19 protein-coding genes and 1 pseudogene are annotated in these 19,899 nt (G+C 68.0%); 9 read left to right on the top strand and 11 right to left on the bottom strand.

Annotated features, from left to right (window positions below; all coding sequences use genetic code 11):
• Positions 1-454 (top strand): RNA-guided endonuclease TnpB family protein (locus tag AB0I54_RS46585; RefSeq protein WP_363302474.1); only part of this gene is annotated, 454 nt, incomplete at its 5' end.
• A 136-nt stretch (positions 455-590) separates the two neighbouring features.
• Here AB0I54_RS46585 and AB0I54_RS46580 read toward each other — a convergent pair.
• The 10 genes from AB0I54_RS46580 to fdxA form a co-directional block, all read right to left on the bottom strand.
• Complete coding sequence (locus tag AB0I54_RS46580; protein ID WP_363302473.1) at positions 591-2,504, bottom strand: hypothetical protein; 1,914 nt, start codon at positions 2,502-2,504, stop codon at positions 591-593.
• A 130-nt stretch (positions 2,505-2,634) separates the two neighbouring features.
• Entirely contained in the window at positions 2,635-5,019 is a 2,385-nt protein-coding gene (locus tag AB0I54_RS46575; protein ID WP_363302472.1) for a hypothetical protein, read from the bottom strand.
• Between the two features lie 259 nt (positions 5,020-5,278).
• The gene (locus AB0I54_RS46570) at positions 5,279-5,596 is read right to left on the bottom strand and encodes a hypothetical protein (protein WP_363302471.1); all 318 of its coding nucleotides are present in this window, start codon (positions 5,594-5,596) and stop codon (positions 5,279-5,281) included.
• A gap of 135 nt (positions 5,597-5,731) precedes the next feature.
• The gene (locus AB0I54_RS46565) at positions 5,732-6,550 is read right to left on the bottom strand and encodes an Ig-like domain-containing protein (protein ID WP_363302475.1); all 819 of its coding nucleotides are present in this window, start codon (positions 6,548-6,550) and stop codon (positions 5,732-5,734) included.
• Between the two features lie 22 nt (positions 6,551-6,572).
• A complete protein-coding gene (locus AB0I54_RS46560; protein ID WP_363302469.1) occupies positions 6,573-6,800 on the bottom strand; it encodes an Ig-like domain-containing protein in 228 nt (75 codons plus the stop codon).
• On the bottom strand, positions 6,797-7,669 hold the full coding sequence (locus tag AB0I54_RS46555; RefSeq protein ID WP_363302468.1) for a sialidase family protein: 873 nt from the start codon (positions 7,667-7,669) through the stop codon (positions 6,797-6,799). Before AB0I54_RS46555 ends, AB0I54_RS46560 begins: the two co-directional genes overlap by 4 nt.
• Positions 7,670-7,847: 178 nt before the next feature.
• Positions 7,848-9,158 (bottom strand): GAF domain-containing SpoIIE family protein phosphatase, encoded by a 1,311-nt coding sequence (locus AB0I54_RS46550; RefSeq protein WP_363302467.1) that lies wholly within the window; start codon positions 9,156-9,158, stop codon positions 7,848-7,850.
• Positions 9,159-9,276: 118 nt separating this feature from the next.
• Complete coding sequence (locus AB0I54_RS46545) at positions 9,277-9,705, bottom strand: hypothetical protein (protein WP_363302466.1); 429 nt, start codon at positions 9,703-9,705, stop codon at positions 9,277-9,279.
• Between the two features lie 52 nt (positions 9,706-9,757).
• Positions 9,758-10,129, bottom strand: coding sequence for a cupin domain-containing protein (locus tag AB0I54_RS46540; RefSeq protein WP_363302465.1), 372 nt, complete (start codon positions 10,127-10,129; stop codon positions 9,758-9,760).
• 63 nt (positions 10,130-10,192) lie between these two features.
• Complete coding sequence (gene fdxA / locus AB0I54_RS46535) at positions 10,193-10,513, bottom strand: ferredoxin (RefSeq protein ID WP_363302464.1); 321 nt, start codon at positions 10,511-10,513, stop codon at positions 10,193-10,195.
• A gap of 110 nt (positions 10,514-10,623) precedes the next feature.
• Between fdxA and AB0I54_RS46530 the strand changes: the two genes are divergently transcribed.
• The 8 genes from AB0I54_RS46530 (at position 10,624) to AB0I54_RS46495 (ending at position 19,274) form a co-directional block, all read left to right on the top strand.
• Entirely contained in the window at positions 10,624-11,166 is a 543-nt protein-coding gene (locus AB0I54_RS46530; RefSeq protein ID WP_363302463.1) for a hypothetical protein, read from the top strand.
• Positions 11,167-11,826: 660 nt separating this feature from the next.
• Positions 11,827-12,216 (top strand): hypothetical protein, encoded by a 390-nt coding sequence (locus AB0I54_RS46525; protein ID WP_363302462.1) that lies wholly within the window; start codon positions 11,827-11,829, stop codon positions 12,214-12,216.
• A gap of 69 nt (positions 12,217-12,285) precedes the next feature.
• Complete coding sequence (locus AB0I54_RS46520; RefSeq protein ID WP_363302461.1) at positions 12,286-12,993, top strand: helix-turn-helix domain-containing protein; 708 nt, start codon at positions 12,286-12,288, stop codon at positions 12,991-12,993.
• A gap of 208 nt (positions 12,994-13,201) precedes the next feature.
• Positions 13,202-14,266 carry a PP2C family protein-serine/threonine phosphatase gene (locus AB0I54_RS46515; protein WP_363302460.1) on the top strand — a complete coding sequence of 355 codons (1,065 nt, stop codon included), beginning with the start codon at positions 13,202-13,204 and terminating at the stop codon, positions 14,264-14,266.
• Between the two features lie 158 nt (positions 14,267-14,424).
• On the top strand, positions 14,425-15,081 hold the full coding sequence (locus AB0I54_RS46510) for an ATP-dependent endonuclease (RefSeq protein WP_363302459.1): 657 nt from the start codon (positions 14,425-14,427) through the stop codon (positions 15,079-15,081).
• Between the two features lie 124 nt (positions 15,082-15,205).
• Complete coding sequence (locus AB0I54_RS46505; RefSeq protein WP_363302458.1) at positions 15,206-17,422, top strand: NACHT domain-containing protein; 2,217 nt, start codon at positions 15,206-15,208, stop codon at positions 17,420-17,422.
• A 24-nt stretch (positions 17,423-17,446) separates the two neighbouring features.
• Entirely contained in the window at positions 17,447-18,112 is a 666-nt protein-coding gene (locus AB0I54_RS46500; RefSeq protein WP_363302457.1) for a nitroreductase, read from the top strand.
• A 175-nt stretch (positions 18,113-18,287) separates the two neighbouring features.
• A complete protein-coding gene (locus AB0I54_RS46495) occupies positions 18,288-19,274 on the top strand; it encodes a L,D-transpeptidase (RefSeq protein ID WP_363302456.1) in 987 nt (328 codons plus the stop codon).
• A gap of 58 nt (positions 19,275-19,332) precedes the next feature.
• Here AB0I54_RS46495 and AB0I54_RS46490 read toward each other — a convergent pair.
• Positions 19,333-19,890: pseudogene (locus AB0I54_RS46490) on the bottom strand (TetR/AcrR family transcriptional regulator C-terminal domain-containing protein).
• Positions 19,891-19,899 lie beyond the last annotated feature (9 nt).

Raw genomic sequence — 19,899 nt, 5'->3', positions numbered from 1 at the left:
TGACTTCCTGCACAAGCTGTCGACTCGTCTCGTCCGTGAGAACCAAACGGTCGTGATCGAGGACCTGACCGTCCGCAACCTGCTGAAGAACGGCAAGCTCGCGCGCGCCATCTCGGACGCGGCCTGGACGGAACTCCGCTCCATGCTGGAGTACAAGTGCGCCTGGTACGGGCGCGAACTCGTCGTGATCGACCGCTTCTTCCCCAGCAGCAAGCTGTGCGGAACCTGTGGCACGGTCCGCGGGAAGCTGCCGCTGAACGTCCGTGCGTGGACGTGCGCGTGCGGTGCCGTGCATGACCGCGACGTGAACGCGGCACGCAACATCCTGGCCGCCGGGCTGGCGGCGTCTGCCTGTGGAGACGGTGTAAGACCTCAACGGGAGTCCTCCCGGACGGGGCGGTCGTCGGTGAAACAGGAAACCCAGCGGGCGACCGCTGGAATCCCCCGCCTTTAGGCGGGGGAGGAAGTCAAAAGGCTTGGACTTCCCACGCTGCCGATCGGTTCCTGTGCGGACGTGGCCCGGGGCCGGGCGGAGACGGTACGCCGCCCGGGCCCCGGATTGTTTGCACCTTGAGTGGACGGTGCAGAGATCAACGGCGGAGGGGCAGGGGCCCCGAGCCGGCGGACCCGTGCGGTGCCGCAACGGCCGCGGCGCCGTGGGTCGTGGACGGTGTGCTGCCGCCGGTGACGGTGAGCGGGCCGGCGGTGTAGAGGGCCTCGTCGAAGGCTTGCCCGTTGGTCGGGGTCTTGCCCACGGCGAATACGGATACCGCCCTGCCGCCGATGACGGAGGTGGACAGGTAGTCGCCGACCATACGGCCCTGGGTGGAGTCGGCGATCTGGGAGAGGGACATGGGTCCGGCGACGGTGGCCGGCGTGCTCCAGGTGCTGCCGCCGTTGGCGGAGGAGAGGTAGCCGACCTCCAGCCGGCAGGTGGATGCGGTGCAGTTGGCCGTCGGGTAGAAGTAGTAGTAGAGGCCGATCTTCGCCGTGCTGCCGGAGGTGGCGGGATCGATGCCGATGCCGGGGATGAAGTGGTCGACGCCGCTGGTGGTGGCGTCGATCGGGACGCGGGTCACCGACGACCAGCTGGTTCCGTTGGTCGACGTGGCGTAGACGATGTCGTTGGCCGGGCAGCCGGAGCGGAAGCGGCAGTCCTGCCAGGCGACGTAGATCTTCCCGGATCCGTCGATCTCGGCGGACGGCAGTCCTTCACCGTCGCGCAGGTTCCCGGCCACCCCGTGGCTGGAGACGTTGGCGATCAGCGTGCTGGAGGACCAGCTGGAGCCGCCGTTGGTCGAGTTGAAGGCTCGCACGGAGGAGCCGTTGGCGGAGTAGGGCACCACGACGGTGCCGTTCGGCTGGACCAGCGGCTGGCCGCCGAGCCCGCTGGGATTCCCGGACGGGGACACTGGAGCCGACCAGGTGGCGCCGCCGTCGGTGGAACGGCTCATGACGACGCGGTTTCCGGAGGACGTGAGGTCGACCTCGATGTAGCAGGTGCCGTAGTACGGGCTGGAGGTCGTGTCGTCGCAGACGATCCATTCCTTGTCGTAGCCCTGGCCGTCGTTGCCGACCGCCATGACGGGGTTCTGCCAGGTCGTGCCGTTGGTGGAGCGGCTGACGGTCACGCCCGCGCCGTTGACGTTGGAGTCGATGACCAGCCCCGCGACCATCCAGGTGCCGTGCTTGGCGTCGTAGGCGACCGCGGGGTCGGACACGCGGGCCCAACTGCCGCCCTGGTAGGTGGTGATGCCGGGGAGCATGCCGTGCTGCCAGGTGGTGCCGCCGTCGGTGGAGGTGTTCCAGCCGATGTCGGAGCCACCGCCGTCGGTGAACCGGCCGACCTGGGAGGAGGCGACGACCGTGTTGCCGTACGCGAAGGTGTCGGGTTCGAGTTCGGTGGCGTGCTGGCTGGAGGTGTTGGTGAAGGGGTCGGTGCTGACCTGGGTCAGGCCGGGCGGCGGGGTGGCGGTGGTGAAGGCGATGTCGTCGTAGAGCGTGTAGGTGGCGTCGCCGGTGTAGTTGTCGTCGTGGCTGACGAGTTTGAGGGTGTAGCTGTGCCCGGCGACCACGGACGGCGCGGCCTGCTGCCAGCCCTGGCCGCTGGTGCACGTCTTGGCCAGCACGGTCGTCGTCGTGCCGGCGGTGGTGTCGGTGAGGGTGGCCGTGGCCCAGTCGTAGGTGACCGTGTCCGGGCAGGTGACGCTGTACCAGAACGACAGCTGGGTGGCGCCGGTCGGCGCGGTGAAGGTCTGGGCGATCGCTGAGTCGCCGTTGGTGGGTGTCGTCCCGCCGACGCGGGCGGCGTAGGTGCCGCTGTGCGCGCCTGAGTTGACCACGGAGGTTGTGCCTGTGCTCGTCCAGCCGGTCAGGCTGCCGGACTCGAAGCCACCGTTGCCGACGTCGGCGAGCGCCGGATGCGAGGCGAGCAGAAGGCCGCCCAACGAGACCAGGACGGTGGTGGCGGTGCCGACGGATCTGCGGAACAAGGTGCGCGACATGAGGAGACCCCTTGTCGTCGAGGGGGGTGCGCCCCGGGCGGGGCGCCTGAGAGGGGGTGGACCGCCGGAGGACACCCGGCGATCCACCCCGAGGACGACGCCTGGGAACCGACCTCTGTCCTGATGCGGGTCAGGACACGGTCACGTCGTCGTAGCGGGTGTACGTGGCGTCACCCGTGTAGTTGTCGTCGTGGCTGATGAGCGTGAGCGTGTAGCTGTGCCCGGCGGTGACCGAGGCGGTCTTGTTGATCCAGCCGGAGGACGACACACAGGTCTTGGCGAGCACCGTGGTGGTCGTGCCCGTGGTGTTGTCCTTGAGCGTGGCCCTGGCCCAGTCGTAGGTGACCGTGTCCGGGCAGGTCACGTTGTAGGAGAAGCCGAGCGTGCTGGTCCCGGACGGCGCCGTGAAGGTCTGGGCGATCGACGAGTCGCCGTTGGTCGGTGAGGTGCCGCCGACCCGGGCCGCGTAGGTGCCGCTGTGGGCCCCGGAGTTCACCACCGTGGTGGTGCCGACCGAGGTCCAGCCGGTCAGACTGCCCGCTTCGAAGCCGCCGTTGGTGATCCCGCCGCCGCTGCCGGAGCTGACCGTCAGGGTGTAGGTGGCGGTGTGGGTGGCCGAGGAGCCCGTGCCGGTGACGGTGATGTTGTACGTCCCCGCCGGTGTCGAGGACGACGTGGCCACGGTCAGCGTGGACGAGTTGCCTGCGGTGACGGAGGTCGGGTTGAAGGTGGCGGTCGCCCCACTGGGCAGGCCGGACGCCGACAGGCTCACCGACTGCGCCGAACCGGACGTCACGGCCGTCGACACCGTCGTGGTCGCCGACGACCCGGCGGTCACGCTGGAGGAAGCCGGGCTGACGGAGACCGAGAAGTCGTTCGTCGACGTGGAGCCGCAGTTGGGAAGAGTGAACGAGGCCAGCCTGGTGTGCCAGTTGAAGTTGCCGTTGGCCGGGATGTACTCGTTCGTGTACCAGAACGTGCAGTCGTCGGCCGGGTCCACGACCATCGAGGTGTAGTCGCCCCAGCGGCTGTACGTGGTCTGCGACCCGCCGCCGGTGATCGCGGTGACCTCACCCTGCGTCATCGTGCCGAGGGTGTCGCCGGCCAGCCGCCCGGTGTAACGGATCGACGGGTGCACCGAGGAGGAGGACTGGGAGTATCCGAGCGCGATGTTGCCGACCTTGTCCTCGGCGATCGAGCCCATCCAGCGGTAGGTGGAGTCCGGGGCGTAAGTGCCCTGCTGGTACACGGTCGGATTGCCGCCCGACAGCCGCAACTCGTACCACCGCACGCCCACCGAACTGCCCGCCGTGACCGCGTGGTTGACCACCAGCGATTCATGGTCGCCGAAGTTGCGGTAGGCCAGCCGGAACATCAAGCGGTCCGAGAGCGAGTCGAGTTGCGTACTGGTCCCGCTTTGCGGGACGCAGGTGCCCGAGCTGCCGCAGGCGGTGGTGTACGACGCGACGGTGAGCGTCGAGGGTCCGGTGAAGGTCGAGTTGGACGTGGTGGTCCAGTCGACGTGGAACTTCCAGTACGCCAGGGTGGTACTGGTCGTACCCAGGCCCACCATCAGCTCCGGTTCGCCGGCCGGCGGCGCGGTCGAGCCGTCCAGGTCCGCGCCCAGCAGACCGCCGTAGGAGGACGAGGTGGTGAAGCACTGCTGGGTGGCGGTCGCGCCGGTCAGCATGGCGGACCGGTTGAGCGCGCACGCCTCGGCGTTCAGGAAGCTGCCGGAGGCGGTGAACATGTTGTAGGTGATGTAGTACGCATCCGGCCACACCGAAAGCTTCGGGTAATCCGGGAAGTTGGCGTACTGGAACGAGTAGCGGTAGTAGCTGCCTGTCGCGTCAGCACCGGTGGAGACGGCCACGCACTCGTAGTACGGGCCCGAGGCCGAGGAGACGTTCGCGAACTGGGTCACCACCCAGCGGCCGGCCAGGGTGTCCCAGCGGACCACCGCGTCACCGTCGTTGGTGCTCTGGCAGGAGCCGCCGAAGCCGGACCACAGGGTGCTGGTGTCGGTCGGGGCGAGGACGGTGGTCCCGGACTTGGAGTACACCGCGTAGGCGGTGTTCACGGTCTCGACGATCTGGCTGGCGCCGACGGCGGCGTTCGGGTCCGGCGGGACGCCGGTGATCGAGTAGTTGCCGGCACCGATGCCCTCGAAGTTGGCGCCCGTCGAGGGGGCGGAGGGTCCGCCGGGGCTGGACTGGACGACCGGGTCGGGGATGGGAGAGGCGGGCGGGTGCGGCAGCCGCTCCTCGCCGGGATCGTCGTCCTGCTCCTTCTTGCCGTGGTGGCCGTGATGCCGGGCATGGGCGGCCATGGAGCGCAGGGTGGGGGAAGTGTCGTGCCGCACGGCGGGGCCGGTGTCGGCCGAACGGTGCGCGGCGGGAGTGGCGGTGGGCTCGGGGGCCGCATGGGCCGCCGGAGCGGAGAGCCAGAGCGCGGGAACGGCGGTGAGGATCGCGGTGAGCGCGGCTATGCGGCCGCGTCTGGGTCTGGTTCGCAACACTGAACATCCTTTCGTGCAGCCGGGATTGCCCCGGCATGTGGGGAGAGAAGGACGTTCACGCCGATAGAGCGCGTGTTCGCAGTCCGGGATGCTTGCACCGGACATGTCACGCAACAAGAGGGGTGACGGCTGTATCGCGCCAAGCAACCGAGAATTTACGGAGTACAGTCAACTCACAGTAAAAACATAGGGTTTCCCCTGTGTCGGCCCGGCAGTTGACGCTCACTGCCGTTCCGTGGCCCGCACCCGACGCCCGCTACGGATCGACGTGCACGTGCAGTCGCCACAGCCGGGTCTGCGGCCCGAACCGATCCCCGCGGAACGACGACGCCGAACGCAACTCCGCCTCCCCAGGAGCGGTGGCCCGCACAGCGGCCCGGGCGGTTCCCGCGACCGCTGCCGTCTCGATCAGCGTCAGGGGGCTGCCGACGGCCTCGACGGGGGTCCAGCCGTAGGCCGGCGAACCGTGCAGAGTGACCGAGACCTCGTCCCCCACCCGCACTCGCAGTTGCGAACTCTGCGGATCCCCCGGGTGATAGGTGATCTCCACGCGTCCCGGACCGTTGTCGGACATGGCGTGAGCCTAGCGGGGCACCCGGTCGAAGTGCGGCAACGTCCCCGCCCACACTCCCCCGCACACGGGTGCGCCCCGACCGGAAACCGGTCGGGGCGCACCTGTATCTCTGCGGTTGACGCTATGGGTTCGTCCTCACAGGGCCGAGCACTGGCCCGCTCGGCTTCCCAACACCGTGTTGGGGGTGCCGCGGTTCGTCGGCGGTGGGATGTTGCCGACGCAGGAGAGCGAGCCTTCAACGGTGTTGCCCACGATGGCGGCACGATCGTCCGCCGGGAACGGCCCGGTTCCCGTCGTACCGTTCACCTGCACCGAGCCGCCGATGTCATTGCCGACGAGTTCGGCGCTCGAATAGTTGTCGGTGAGCTGAACGCCGCGGAGGTGGTTGCCCGGACAGTGGTCGTCCCCCGGGTCGCCGATGACGACGAAGCCCGAGGCACGGCTGACCTGAACCGATCCGACGACCGTGCTGCCGCACATCCCGAACAGGGTGCCGCCCGAGGACTGGACGCCGCCCCCGATGGTCGAGTTGCTGATGAACAGCGCGGCGCCCGCCCCGCCGAAGACCGCGCCATGCACGGTGGCATCGATGATGCAGGTGCTGTCACCGGTCGCGATGACCGCGCTGTTGACCTGGCCGGTGATGGTCCGGGTGCAGCTGACCGTGTGGGCGAGCCTTTCGGTACCGGCCGCCAGATAGTTGGCGTCGCCGCTGTAGTCGGCAGTGGTGGTGTGCGGGCCGGGCAGCAGGTGGGACGTGGTGACCTGGACCTGGCTGCAGTGGGGTCCGCCGCCCGAGGTGAGGGTCGGTGTGCCGAGCACGGTGGTGCCGTCCTTGACGGTGACGGTTCCGGTCGGTGGCGCGGCCGGGTCCGTGCTCGCACCTCTCGGGCAGACCGTGTCGGTGAAGGTCACCGGGGTGCCGAAGCCGGACGGGTTCGCACTGGAGGACAGCGTCGTGGCGACCGGCGCCTTGCTAGACCGTCTGGATCAGAGGCGGAGCCGCGCTCGGCCGGAAGTCGTCGTTGCCGCTGTAGGCGGCGTTCACGGTGTGTGCTCCTGGGCTCAGCGTCGAGATCGCCGTCGAGGTCGCCTCACCGGTCGTCGTGTTGACCGGGACCGGCCCGCCCAGGGCGCTGCCGTCGGCCTCGAAGCTCACCGTGCCGCCGTCCGGGACCGGGGCGACGGTGGCGGTGAACGTCACCGGCCGGCCGTACACCGACGGGTTGGCCGACGAGGCGAGCGATGCCTGCGACTTCTGCGGCACGGTGAAGAACATCGCGTGCATCGACGGGGTCGTGGTCGGGTTGGCGCCATTGGTGTTTCCGGTGACTGTGCCGTAGGAGGCGTGGCCGACCGCCTTAGCTGCTGATAGTCGCCGAGCACGCGCTGTCGTGCGCAGTCGAGGTCGGGCGGGTTGGGGTTGGGCGGCTGCGTCATGGCGTTGCAGCCGGTGCGGTCCTGCTCCGGCGAGGCGAAGGTCTGCAGCACCGTGTCGGTGAAGGTGGCACCGTGGTCGGTGCTGCGGGCGAGGTGCGCGGTGAAAGTGGGCAAGCCCGCGGTGTTGTTGCCGTCGAAGGTGTCGTAGAGGACCCCGACGGTTCCGTCGCTGAGCACCGCCACCGAGGGCAGCGCCGCGTTCGTCGACGCGGAGACATCGACCGCGGCTCCGACATTGAGCCCGCCGGAGCCGTTGTCGGTGAGCCGGCGGATCCTGAGTTGGTTGTTCCCCGACACATCCGCCCCGTAGACGACGTAGACGTCGCCGTTGCCGGGGTCGACGACCGCGTGGTCCACGCCGCCGAGCAGCGCGTTCACACCGCCGAACTTGTACCCGAGGCCCTGGTCGCTGTCCTCGGTGGCCACGACGATGCCGTCGTTGTCGTTGTTCAGCCTCCAGTGCGCCCCGCCGTCGTCCGACCGGTTGAGCCGGTAGGTGACTCTGACCGGCTGGTTCCGCAGGACGCTGTTGGGCTGGAGCATGCCCTGAGACTGCTGGTACAGCGCGTACATCGTGCCGTTGCGCGGGTCCTTGGCCAGCCGCAGGCCGCCGTTGGTGGTGAGCGGACTCATCGTGCCCGCGACGTTGTCCGCGGCCGTACGACCACACCTCGCACCACGCCGTGCGGCCCCTCAGGTCCGTACAGCGGTGATGCCGCCGCGACCACCCCCAGCCCGGCCAGCGCCAGCCCGCACAGCGCCACCGCGGGGGCCCTCCTCGTCCATCCGGCCATCGGTCGCCGCTTGTCTGTCACCGTGTCGAACTGTCCGAGGGGGTGCGCAGCGCGAGCAAGGCCACGTCGTCGTCGAACACCTGCGGGCTTCGGCTGATCAGAGCGTCGCACAGGTCCTCCAGCGGGGAGGTGGCCAGGCGGGCGGCCTGTTCGGCCAGGTCGCTCAGTCCGGTGTCGATGTCCTGGTCGCGGCGCTCGACCAGCCCGTCGGTGAACAGCAGCAGGGTGTTGCCGGGCGGGAAGGGGTGTCCGTGGCTGAACCGGGGGACCGACGGATCGATGCCAACCGGGATCCCGTGCCGGGTGGGTGCCAGGTAGCGTGTGCCGCCGTCCGCGCCGACCAGCAGCGGCGGCAGATGCCCGGCATTGCTCCAGCCGAAGGTGTACTCCCCGTCCTCTCCACGCTCGATGCGGCCGAACACCAGCGTGGCCGTCGGCGGGTCCTCGAACATCGCCAGGGCGCGGTCCAGCCGGGACACGACCTGGCCGGGCGGCCCGCAGCGGTCGAGGGCGATCGCCCGCAGCATGCTGCGGATCTGCCCCATCAGCGGGGCGGCCTCCACGTCGTGGCCGGTCACGTCGCCCACCACCACACAGGTGGCGCCATCGGGCAGGATCATGGCGTCGTACCAGTCCCCGCCCAGTCTGAGCAGTTCGGAGGCGGGCTCGTAACGGGCGGCGGCCTCAAGGGGAGCCAGGTCGGGAAGAACGGGCAGCATACGGCGCTGAAAGTGCTCGGCGGCGCGTTTGAGGCGCTCGTACAGGCGGGCGTTTTCGAGGCTGACGCCCGCGGCACTTGCCAACGCCACCAGCAGGCCCTCGTCGTCGTCGTCGAAAGGCGTGCCGTCCATCTTGTCGGCGACGTAGAGGTCGCCGTAGAGCGTGCCGCGCACCATGAGGGGAACGCCCAGCAGAGTCCGCATGACCGGATGTCGGGGCGGAAAGCCGGCCGAGCGAGGGTGCCCGTCCACGTCCGCCACCCGCAACGGCGTCCGGTCGTCCAGCATGGTGTGCAGCAGGCCATGACCTTGCGGCAGGCCCAGGGCGGCGCACAGTTGCGGGTCGTCGATGCCCACGGTGATCAGGTCGGTGACCTTGCCGTTCTCCGCGAGTACACCCAGTGCCCCGTAGTGCGCGGCGAGGAGGTCGGTGGCCGCTTCCACGATGCGTTGCAGCACGGTGCGGGTATCCAGATTGACGCTGACGGCCACGACACCGTCCAGCAGGTGCCGCAGTTGGTGCCGGTCCAGGGCACGCTGCGGCGGTCGCGCGGCCACGCCGTCCCGGGCCTGGCCCCGTCCCCGCTGGAGCCACGGGTTGTGCGCCATGGTGCTTCCTCCTGGCGCCGTCGGGCACTGTCATCATGTCGCCCTGCCTTGTCACACTACGCGCTCGCCTGGTCGGAAGCAGGCCACGGCGGCGCGCTGCCCCTGGGAGAGGGGCGGGCTACTGCGCCAGCAGGCTGATCCCCAGCACCGTCAGGGTGATGACCTTGGTGATCTCGAAGGCCACGTAGTACACGTGCCCGCGCGAGCGGGGCAGGTCCTCCCCGGCAAGAACCCGGTCCGACCTGCGGTTCAACCGTGGGCGGACCACCCCCAACTGCACGGTGAGCAGCACCGCCACGACGGCGGTGAGCGCCACGATGGCCGCGGAGGGGCCGCCCACGGCCACCGCCACGATGACGACGGCGGCCAGGGCGGCCTCGACGAGGTTCAGCGCACGGAAGACCAGACGGCCGATACCCAGCCCGATGGGGATGGTCACCCCGGGGGCGCGGAACTTCAGCGGCGCCTCCAGGAAGGAGATCGCCAGCACCATTCCGAGCCAGAGGAAGGTGACCGCGCCCGCGGTCGCGGCCGACAGGGTGTTCATCGATGCGGTGCCTTTCTGTCGTGTCGAAGGACGGCTGTGGGGGTGTGGTGGATCAGGCCTGCGGCCAGGATGCCAGCCCGTCCGCGAACTCCGGTGGCGAGACCACGACCATGAGGGAGGCGGGCTCCGCACCGGGGTTGGCCAGGCTGACGCGCTCGCCGACGCCGATGTGGGCGACGGCCGTACCGGCCGTCAGCGTCCGGGCCCGGCCGTCGTGGTGCACCTCGACGGCCCCGGCCAGGGGGATCAGCACGACCTGCGAGGCGCCGTGCTCGTGTTCGGGCATGGTGGTGCCCGGGGCCAGTTCCACGTGGAGGACGGCGACCTGGTCGGAGGTCTCCGCGGTGGTGAGCACGGCCGCGGTCGGGCCGCCGGGCACGGGCGCGCGGCGGCGGGGGAAGGCGGCGATCTCGGCGACGAACATGGCGTCCCTTCTTCGCTATGCGGGTAGTGCGGCCTTCGGTAGGCGGGGCGGCTCCTGGCCCTCTTACTCTCCCTGCGGCGGGAGCGCGGCGATCAGCGGATGGTCACGCTCGATCAACCCCAGCTTGGCCGCACCGCCGGGCGACCCGAGAGGGTCGAAGAACTCGGCGTTCGCCCGGGTGTACTCACTCCACTCGGCCGGCACGTCCTCCTCGTAGAAGATCGCCTCGACCGGGCAGACCGGCTCGCACGCCCCGCAGTCCACGCATTCGTCCGGGTGGATGTACAGCGACCGTTCACCCTCGTAGATGCAGTCCACGGGGCACTCCTCGACGCACGCCTTGTCCTTCACATCCACACAAGGCTGCGCGATCACATAGGTCATCGGCGCACCTCCTCTCTTCGGCAGAGGTTTCCCGCACGAGGTTTCTACGAATAATACATGTAATAATCGACTGCGTCCGTTCGGGGTGAGGCGGGAGAAGGGTCAGAGCCATGACGCTGACGTCCGAGGTCTTCATGCAGGCAACCGAGGCCGACCCGGCCATCCGGGCCCGGGCCGTGATCCGCACCGGCCAGCGGCGGCTGCTCGCCGCGCTGCGGCCGAAGGTCGCGCTGCTGACCGAACTGGAACTGGGCACCGACGCCCGGGAGGCCGCCCTGGCGACCCTGACCGAGTTCTGCACCGGCCCGGTACGGCGCTACCTGAACGCCACCGACCGGGCCCTGTACACCCCGGCAGCGGGATCCCCGGAAACCCGCCTGCTCGTCCGAGCCCTGCGCACCGCCGCGACCGCACTCGACCAGGACATCGACACCCTCGCCCGCACCGACGACGCACACCGCGCGAAGGCCGTCGCCCAGAGCATCGAGGCGCACCTGACCACCCACCTCGCGGTTGAGCAGACCGTGCTCCTGCCCGCCCTCGCCGATCTGCCCGGCGGTGAACTCGCCGTCCTGGCCGCACGTTTCACGACCCTCGTCGACGGCGGCAGCCTCGACCAGCACCGCATCGGACGGGCCACCCCTGATGACTGACGCACCCACCACCACGAACGCCCTCGGCAGTCGCCCTTCCGACAGTGCTCGGGGTGCCCCCGCGCCGCGTCTGCTGTGCGACACGCGGGCCCTCACCGTCCTCGCCGCGGCACCGGCCGGAGAACTGTGGAGACTGTCCACGCCCGGACGCGAACTCGACGCCGGCATCACCCACCTGCTGCCTGGGCAACACGTGAATACCCACACAGAGGAGGACCCGGACGTTCTCCTGCTGATCCTGGCCGGTAACGCCACCGTCCCCACCCCGGACGGACCCCAACACCTGACCGAGGGAACGCTGCTGTGGCTACCACGTGGGTCCGCCGCCGGCCTCACCGCAGGCGAGAACGGCCTGTCCTGCCTGAGGGTCCACCGAAGCCCTTCCGGCACACCGACGCGCACACAGCACAACACTCCACGACCACTTCCCGGCACATCCCCGGCCCCACCGGACGGCGTGAGGCGGCCCGACTGGCTCAAGTGGCTCTGCTAGCAGAGCGTTTGACCACCGCCTGAGGGTGAGGAGTGAAGAGGGACAGAACACGACTCTCTTTCGATGACGCCTACCACCCGCTGTTTTCACGAAGAAGCACGTAATAATTGCGGCGGCTCCAGGGGCAACTGGCCCCAGCCAGAAGAAGAAGGAGGAGGATCCCGACGATGCCTGAGACGCCGACCGCCGGACAGCCGGAAGAGGCGGCCGCGGCACGCCTGCTGTGCGACGTCCAAGCCCTCACCGGCCAACTCCCCCAATCCGCCGGCGTCCTGTGGAAACTGGCCGAGTCCGGCCGCCAGATCGACGCCAACCTGGTCCGGCTGCCCGCCGGCGAGCACATCGGCACCCACGCCGAGCCCGAGCTGGACGTCCTGGTCCTCGTCGTCACCGGCGACGGCGTGATGGACACCCCCAAAGGTGCGCTGCCGCTGACCGAGGGAGGGCTCCTGTGGCTGCCGCACGGCTCGACACGCAGCATCACCGCTGGCCCCAACGGCCTGGCCTACGTGACGGTCCACCGCCGCCGCCCCGGCATGCAGATCCGCCGGCGGTGAGAAACACGGTGAGACACAGGTGACGGATTTCTCTCGTTTCTACGACACACATTGGGTAAAATTGGCGAAATGAGCGAGCAGACGTTGCATGATCCGACCGATCCTCCCGCCGTGGGCGAGAGCCGGGCCCATGTGCTCGACGTACTGCGCGCCACGCCTGACGCAGTGGGCGTACGGGAGATCGCCGAGCAGACGGGCCTGCACTCCAACACGGCCCGGTTCCACCTCGACACGCTGGTCAAGGAAGGGCTTGCCGAGCGCAGTACCGAGGGGCGCGGCCGGCCGGGCAGGCCCCGCACCGTCTACCGCGCCGCCGCCTCCTCCCAGGTTCCGGCAGGCCGCCGCAGCTACCAGCTGCTGGCCCAGATGCTCACCGGCCTCGTCACCGAGGCACTGCCGCAACCGGCGCAGGCCGCGGTCAACGCCGGCGAGGCATGGGGCCGCTACCTCGCCGACACCCCCTCCCCCACCCAGCGCGTCGACACCGAGGAGGCCATCCGGCGACTGACCCAAGTACTCGCGGACGTCGGCTTCGCCCCCGGTCCCGTCCAGGACCGGCCGGGCCCGGTCGTCCCGCTGCGCCACTGCCCGTTCCGGGAAATCGCGGAGGAACACCGCGACGTGGTGTGCTCCCTGCACCTGGGCCTCATGCGCGGCGCCCTGAAGGAAGTGCGCGCTCCACTGGGCGTCGACCGGCTGGAGCCCTTCGTCGAGCCCTCACTGTGCCTGGCCCACCTCACGCCCGCGGACAAGCACAGAGCAGAAGGCGCTGCCTGAGGACGCACTGTTCCACCCGGCACTGCCTCCTCGGGCCGCGGTCGAGAACCCCGGTCGGCAGACGAACGGCGATAAAATAAGCCAAATCGGTGTCCCGGCTTCCGGGCCTGGGCTGCCACTCGACCTGTGTGACCTGGGGCGCGGCATGGAGGCGAGGTCTCCTGAGGTACGCAAAGTCCCGCGCAGCACTGGTGCGCGGGGCAGGTTGTTGCCCGCCCTGCCTGCCCTTCTGCTGGTCATCGGCCTGGTCGTCGGCCTCCTGACACCCCGCGAGATCAGGCCGGATGCCTTCCTCGCCACGGCCATGGTCGCTGCCGCCGCGCTGCTCTCCCTGTGGGGGACCGTGCTCACCGCAGTGGGCGCATGCGCCATCTTTGTCGGCCTGATGGCGGACTTCGATGCGCTCCAGGACGCGACCGCCTACTCCGAGCTGGCCACCCTCGTGGCGATCGGGGCATTTGCCGTCATCTTCAACCGTCTGCTGGGCCGACGCGCCCATCAGCTGGTTCAGGTCCGCTCAGTGGCCGAGACCGCCCAGCTGGCAGTGCTGCATCCGATACCGCGACACCTCGGGCACGTCGCGCTTGAGAGCCTCTACGTGGCCGCCGCAGCGGAAGCCCGGATCGGCGGCGACCTGTACGAGGCGATACACACCCCGTACGGCGTACGACTGCTCATCGGTGACGTACGCGGCAAGGGCCTGCTCGCCATGCAGACGGCCGCGATGCTGCTCAGCGCCTTCCGCGAGGCCGCCCACGACGCGCCCGACCTGCCCCACCTCGCGCGCCGCCTGGAGACGAGCGTGAGCCGCAACGCCTCGCGGTACCCGGAGGTCCCGGGCTCGGACATCGCCGAACGTTTCATCACCGCGCTGCTCGCCGAGGTCCCGGACGATGAACCGGTCGTCCGGACCGTCACCTGCGGCCACCCGTCCCCGCTCCTGCTGCACCGCGGTCAGGTCCGGGAGTTGCAGCCCGCCGCTCCCTCGCCGCCGCTCAACCTGGGCGACATGGTGAGCGACGGATACCACGTCGACCTCGCGCCCTTCCACCCCGGAGACCAGCTCCTGCTGTACACCGACGGGGTCACGGAGACCCGCGATCGCTCCGGCGTGTTCTATCCCCTCGCCGACCGCATCCGCTCATGGGGCGACGAGGCGCCCCACCAGCTCCTCGACCATCTCCACCGCGACCTGATCGCCTACAGCGGCGGCGAACTCGACGACGACGTCGCTGCCCTCGTCGCGCGGCGACGCCCGACCCTCGGAGCCTGAGACGCTGTTCCAGCTCCTGGGGGATCTGCATTCCATGTCCGGGCCCAGCGGCATGTCGCCGAGGACCATCCGCAGACCCGGACCGCTACGGCGCCGGGAAAACGTGCGTGCGTACGAGTCCTCAGCCGTGCCAGGATGCCGTCGGGAAGCGAGGTCTCGTGGACGAGTTGAGGCGATTTCGCCAGGCGCTGGTCGCGTGGGCGGCCGGCGGAGCAAAGGCCGGTGCGGCCGCCGCGGTGGCGCGGGAGCTGGCCGGCGGCGGTGTGCGGACGATCGTGCTCGTCGAGGGGAGCAGTGATCAGGTCGCGCTCGAAGCGCTGGCCGCGCGCCACGGGCGCGACCTCGGTGCAGAGGGCGTGGCGGTAGTGCCGCTCGGAGGTGCGACGAACATCGGGCGTTTCCTGGACGTGTGCGGTCCTCCGGGGCTCGGCCTCCCGCTGGCAGGCCTCTGCGACATCGGCGAGGAGCGGCATTTCCGGCGTCATCTTGAGCGGGTCGGGCTCGGGTCCGTTCTCACGCACGCCGAACTTGAGACATTCGGATTCCATGTGTGCGTCGCCGACCTGGAGGACGAGTTGATCCGCGCTGTCGGGGCCGAAGGCGTGCAGCAGGTGATCAAGGCCCAGGGCGAGATGCGCCCCTTCCACACCTTCCAGGGTCAACCGGCGCAGCGGGAACGGCCCGTGGAACACCAACTGCGGCGCTTCATGGGCACGCACAGCGGTCGCAAGGCGCTCTACGCGCAGGCGCTGGTCGCGCACTTGGACCTGGAGCGCGTTCCCCGCCCACTGGAGCGCCTTCTCACACACGTCTGATGCGACGCTTCCCCCTGTTCTCCTCTCAAAAGCGCGAGCGCAGTTCTGGGCCGTCGTGAGCTCAAATCGCCCAAAATCTCAGAATTGGCTGCGTGCGCAGGGTGTGATGGGCTTCAATCGAGCCATGAGCTTCAGAGCAGGGCCTGGGCGAGGGGCAAGATCCTTCTTGTTGAGGCTGGGACTCGCTGCCTTCATCGGCATTCTCGCGTTCGTGACGGTATGGACCATCGAGGTGGGGCAGGGGTCGAAGGATCCCTCACTCATTGCATCACTCTGGAGCGTCTTCCTCGGCGTGGCAGCAATTGTCATCAATCTGATTCAAATGCGGATTGCGGCTCGACCGGACCTCAGTGCCGAGGGCGTGAAACGTGCCGCAGACAACCTGGCCGCACAAGTGGGGAAGCTGGAAGGCGAACAACGATCACGTTGGCTCGGCGGGGATGTCATCCCCATCGACGTAGAATTCGTTCTGGCCCATGATATGGGCCGTCGGCTCAGCAATGCGGGCCCTTCTGGAACACTGGAAACCGTCTACACGTACTATCGGAATCTGACTCCTCGGCGGATGCTCATCACAGGTGCCGGCGGCTCAGGAAAGACAGTCCTCGCTGTCGACCTCCTTCTCCTGATGCTCGACGAGCGGGCCGCAGAGGGTGCGGTACCGGTGCGATTCTCCCTGTCGGACTGGTACGGGACCGAAGCTTTGGGCGATTGGATCTCCAGCAGGATATCCAGCGATTTCAAGGTCAATTCATCCGTCGCAAAGAAACTCGTCGAGATGGGCCTGATTCTGCCCATCCTGGACGGTCTCGACGAGATGTCTTCGGAAGGCACCGAATCAACTCGGGCCGTGTCCGCGATCACTTCTATCAATAGGTTCAGGATCGGACGGCAGAGTGCGCCACTCGTAGTCACCTGTCGCAAGGATTTCCTCGACGACTTGGCGACGAATTACGGAGTGCACATCCTGGATGTTGCGCCGGTTGTCGTGCAGCCGCTGACCGCGAGCCAGGCCGCAAGCTACCTCCACCGGAGATTCAGTCACTGCCTGGGAAAATGGCACGGCGTGATCCAGCGCCTGACGACCGACCCGCACGGCGTCCTGGCCCAGTCCCTCTCCACCCCATGGCGGCTCACCCTGGCGTCGACGGCATACACGGAGAGCGCCGACAAGAACCCCGATGAACTGCTTTGGGAGACGACGGACGAAGACATAGGGCGCCATCTGATGGCCCGCTACGTCGACGCTGTCACCAGCATCCACGAAAGAAGCAAGGGAGTCACCTACCAGCCCCGCAAAGTGATCACTTGGCTGGGGAACATCGCAGTGCATCTCAACGACACAGGCACCTCCGACATCAGGCTGCACGAACTATGGAAGATCACCGGTCGCCGGGCACCGCTCGCGGCCGAATCCGTAATCGTTTCCGTTCCAATTATCGCTCTTGCGTACTTGGCCTGCGTAATTTTTGAAATCGCCGTGCCGATCTGGGGGGTTCTCCTGGCCTGCGCGGGATTGATCACCCTGGCATACAAGTCAATGGATTCCAGCACGATCGAGCCGCAGCATGCCACATGGAGACAGTTGCGACAACGATACGGAAGTCGACAAGCTTCACTGATTGCAGCCGTGATATTCCTTCTCGTTCTCGCAGCAGAACTCTTACTGACCAAGAACATGACATCTTTCCCTTTCACGGCAGGCATCAAATACCAGCCCTACGACCTGCTTGTCTGCGCCACGATCCTGGCGCTTCTCGTCGCGGCATTGACGCCTCTGTTCCATGCCGCCTTCACGGATGAATGGAACGTCGAGGTCGCGGATCCTACGACTCCGATCAAGGCAGAGCTTCGACAGAACCTCTTGATCGGGTTCATGATGGGCGCCTACGCCGCTCTGTTCATAAGATTGCCGCACGATTTCGTGCGGACCTTGATCGAAATTTCCGGTCGACTCAAGCAGGAACACGCCCAGAATCTTCATGCCAGCAACTACACCCTCAAAGGGCTCGCCTCGGTGATCGAGGAGCGAAGTGCAGACTTCCTCGACAAGTACGCCATTCCACACCTCTCTCGCTTTCCGGGTGGATTTCCCTCACGATGGCCAGGAATCGCGATCTGGTTCATTCTCGCAGGAATTATCACGGCATTTCTCGTCACCTACGCCGGCCGCCGCTATGTTGCCATGCGCCTGGTGGGGTGGAGGATTCTTCCCACCCGAGTCTCACCATTTCTCTCGTGGAGCTATGACGCTGGGCTACTACGTAGAGCAGGTGTCGCGTTTCAGTTCAGACATCGGGAACTTCAGGAGTGGTTCGCGCACCAGTCTCACAACCCCTGACGTTGAGCGAGAGGACGAGAAGGCGTGGATGTGTACGAGGCCGTGGACAGTCGCCGGGCCGTGCGGGCGTTCAGTGACGAACCGGTGCCCAGAGAGATGCTCGAACGAGTGCTGGCCGCAGCGACGCGGGCTCCGTCGAGTGGGAACCTCCAGCCGTGGCATGCGTACGTCGTGACCGGCGAGCCCTTGGCCGAGCTGAAGCAGCGCGCAACGGCCAGGGCACTGGCGGGCGATCCGGGTGATGAGCGGGAGTATCCGATGTACCCGGCCGAACTGACCTCGCCGTATCTGGACCGCTTTTCCGCCGCGGCCGCCCAGCGCTACAAGGCGCTGGGAATCGAGCACGACGACCTCGAACGACCCAGAAAGATCGCTGCTTTGAACTCGGAGGCGTTCGGTGCGCCGGTCGTACTGTTCTGCTACCTCGACCGGGCGATGGGGCCCGGACAGTGGGGGGATGCGGGGATGTACTTGCAGACGGTCATGCTGTTGCTCAGGGCAGAAGGGCTGCACAGCTGCCCCCAGGTGATGTGGACGATGTATCGCAGGACTGTCAGCCAGATGGTCGGTGCCGACGACGGGCTCGTCCTCTTCTGTGGTCTCGCGGTGGGATTCGAGAAGGAAGGCGTGCCACGGCTGCGTACCGGGCGGGCGGACTTGGCAGAAACCGTGAGCTTCATCGGAATGTGACCGCACGAGCGCACCAACGTGCCCCTGCTCGCGAGGCGACGGTGCGAAGGTGCGAAGGTGCGCACCGAGTTTTGAGACACGCTTTACGCGACGCATGCAACTGCGGCCCCCACCCTCACTGTCTGACAGAGAGTCGGGCCCGTCAGGGCCGAGGAACGAGAGAGCGGGGCAGGGCGTGGGACGGCGCAACGGCAGCATAGGGATCGCACTGGTCACGGGTGCGATGCTGGTGGGCGCGAGTGCCTGCGGCGCGAGCGGCAGTGACAAGGCGGGCGGCGACGGCTCGAAGGCGTCGGGCAAGCCGAGTGCGAGCGCCTCTCCGTCACCGACGAAGCCAGCGGGCCCGCCGATGCTGCTGGAGACGATCAACCCGCAGACGGGTACCACGGTCGGCGTGGCCATGCCGATCTCGGTGATCTTCACGAACCCGGTGTCGGCAAAGGCACGGGCCACGGTGGAGAAGCACATGAAGGTGAGCGCCTCGCAGCCGGTGGCCGGCGCCTGGCACTGGTTCGGCGACAGGCGCGCCGACTGGCGACCGAAGGCGTACTGGCCCTCCGGTACGACGGTGAAGATCGACGCTGACATGAAGGGCGTCAGCAACGGCAACGGGCGCTACGGCGTGCGCACGTACACGCACACCTTCAAGGTCGGCGACGACGTGCGCGCGGATGTCTCGGTGACCGGCCACACCATGAAGGTGACGCGCAACGGCAACCTGTTGCGCACCCTGTCGATCAATGCGGGCAGCCCTCAGTATCCGACGTGGAACGGCACGATGGCCGTCATCGACAAGCAGGAGAAGGTCCACATGACCTCCTGCAGCGTTGGCATCAGCTGCGACAAGGGCAGCCCCAACTACTACGACCTGACGCTGCCCTGGGACGTCCACCTGACCCAGTCCGGCACGTACGTGCACTACTCGACCGGCGACCCCAATCCGGGCAGCGGCAGCGCCCGCGGCTCGCACGGCTGCGTCCACCTGTCAATGTCGGACGCCAAGTGGTTCTACGGCCAGGTCAAGCAGGGCGACCCCGTCACCATCACCGGTTCGTCCCGTGCCAAGGCCCCGGCCGACAACGGCTACGCCGACTTCAACCTGGGCTGGGACGAGTGGCTCGCGGGCAGCGCGTCCGGGGAGGGGACGACCGCGACGCTGTGATGCGGTGCGGTGCGGTGCGGTGGCAGCATGTGCGCCACCGCACTGCGTGGCCGGTCCGCTACTGGCGGGCGGCAATTCCCGTGAGGATGAGATCGATGCCGGCGAGGAACTCTGTTCGGTCGTCGTGCTTGCGCAGTTGTTCGGCGACACTTCGGGTGAACGCGTACTGGTCGGGATCGAGTTCTGCCCATGCGGTCGCCACGGCATCGAGGAACTCGGTCCGTTCGTGTGCGGCTGGTGCACTCGGGCGTTGGCGGCATTCTGGCCCGCCACTCCGAGGATGTAGCTCATCAACGCGGACGCCGCGGTGAACTGGGCGGCTTCTGGCACTTGAAGTGCCTGGACCTGGCGACCGATGCCTTCGAAGACTTGGAGCACGGCGACTGCGAGGGCGCCGGGCGAGCTGCGTGCCGACCCATGGGTGGGCGTCGATCGCGTCGAACAGGCCCAACGCGAGCCCTCGAATCGCTTCCTGCGGCGTCGCGTCGGTGTCGGTGGCTGCTGCCTCAAGGAGGCGTCGGCAGGCGTGCAGTTCGTCGACGCTCGCGACCATGGGGATCATGATGCGCAGGTCGGTGTCGGCTCCGGCGCCCAGCAGGCTGCGGAACTGGTCGATGAAGGCGTC

This window comes from Streptomyces sp. NPDC050625, from assembly GCF_040654755.1.
Classification (GTDB): domain Bacteria; phylum Actinomycetota; class Actinomycetes; order Streptomycetales; family Streptomycetaceae; genus Streptomyces.
This window is presented reverse-complemented; position numbering and strand designations above follow the sequence as displayed.

Bases quoted from the DNA above. Each gene is read 5' to 3' on its own strand.
- AB0I54_RS46540 (WP_363302465.1), bottom strand. From the start codon at position 10,129: ATGTTCGTCGCCGAGATCGCCGCCTTCCCCCGCCGCCGCGCGCCCGTG.
- AB0I54_RS46505 (WP_363302458.1), top strand. From the start codon at position 15,206: ATGAGCTTCAGAGCAGGGCCTGGGCGAGGGGCAAGATCCTTCTTGTTG.
- fdxA (WP_363302464.1), bottom strand. From the start codon at position 10,513: ATGACCTATGTGATCGCGCAGCCTTGTGTGGATGTGAAGGACAAGGCG.
- AB0I54_RS46530 (WP_363302463.1), top strand. From the start codon at position 10,624: ATGACGCTGACGTCCGAGGTCTTCATGCAGGCAACCGAGGCCGACCCG.
- AB0I54_RS46555 (WP_363302468.1), bottom strand. From the start codon at position 7,669: ATGAGTCCGCTCACCACCAACGGCGGCCTGCGGCTGGCCAAGGACCCG.
- AB0I54_RS46545 (WP_363302466.1), bottom strand. From the start codon at position 9,705: ATGAACACCCTGTCGGCCGCGACCGCGGGCGCGGTCACCTTCCTCTGG.
- AB0I54_RS46570 (WP_363302471.1), bottom strand. From the start codon at position 5,596: ATGTCCGACAACGGTCCGGGACGCGTGGAGATCACCTATCACCCGGGG.
- AB0I54_RS46550 (WP_363302467.1), bottom strand. From the start codon at position 9,158: ATGGCGCACAACCCGTGGCTCCAGCGGGGACGGGGCCAGGCCCGGGAC.
- AB0I54_RS46580 (WP_363302473.1), bottom strand. From the start codon at position 2,504: ATGTCGCGCACCTTGTTCCGCAGATCCGTCGGCACCGCCACCACCGTC.
- AB0I54_RS46525 (WP_363302462.1), top strand. From the start codon at position 11,827: ATGCCTGAGACGCCGACCGCCGGACAGCCGGAAGAGGCGGCCGCGGCA.
- AB0I54_RS46520 (WP_363302461.1), top strand. From the start codon at position 12,286: ATGAGCGAGCAGACGTTGCATGATCCGACCGATCCTCCCGCCGTGGGC.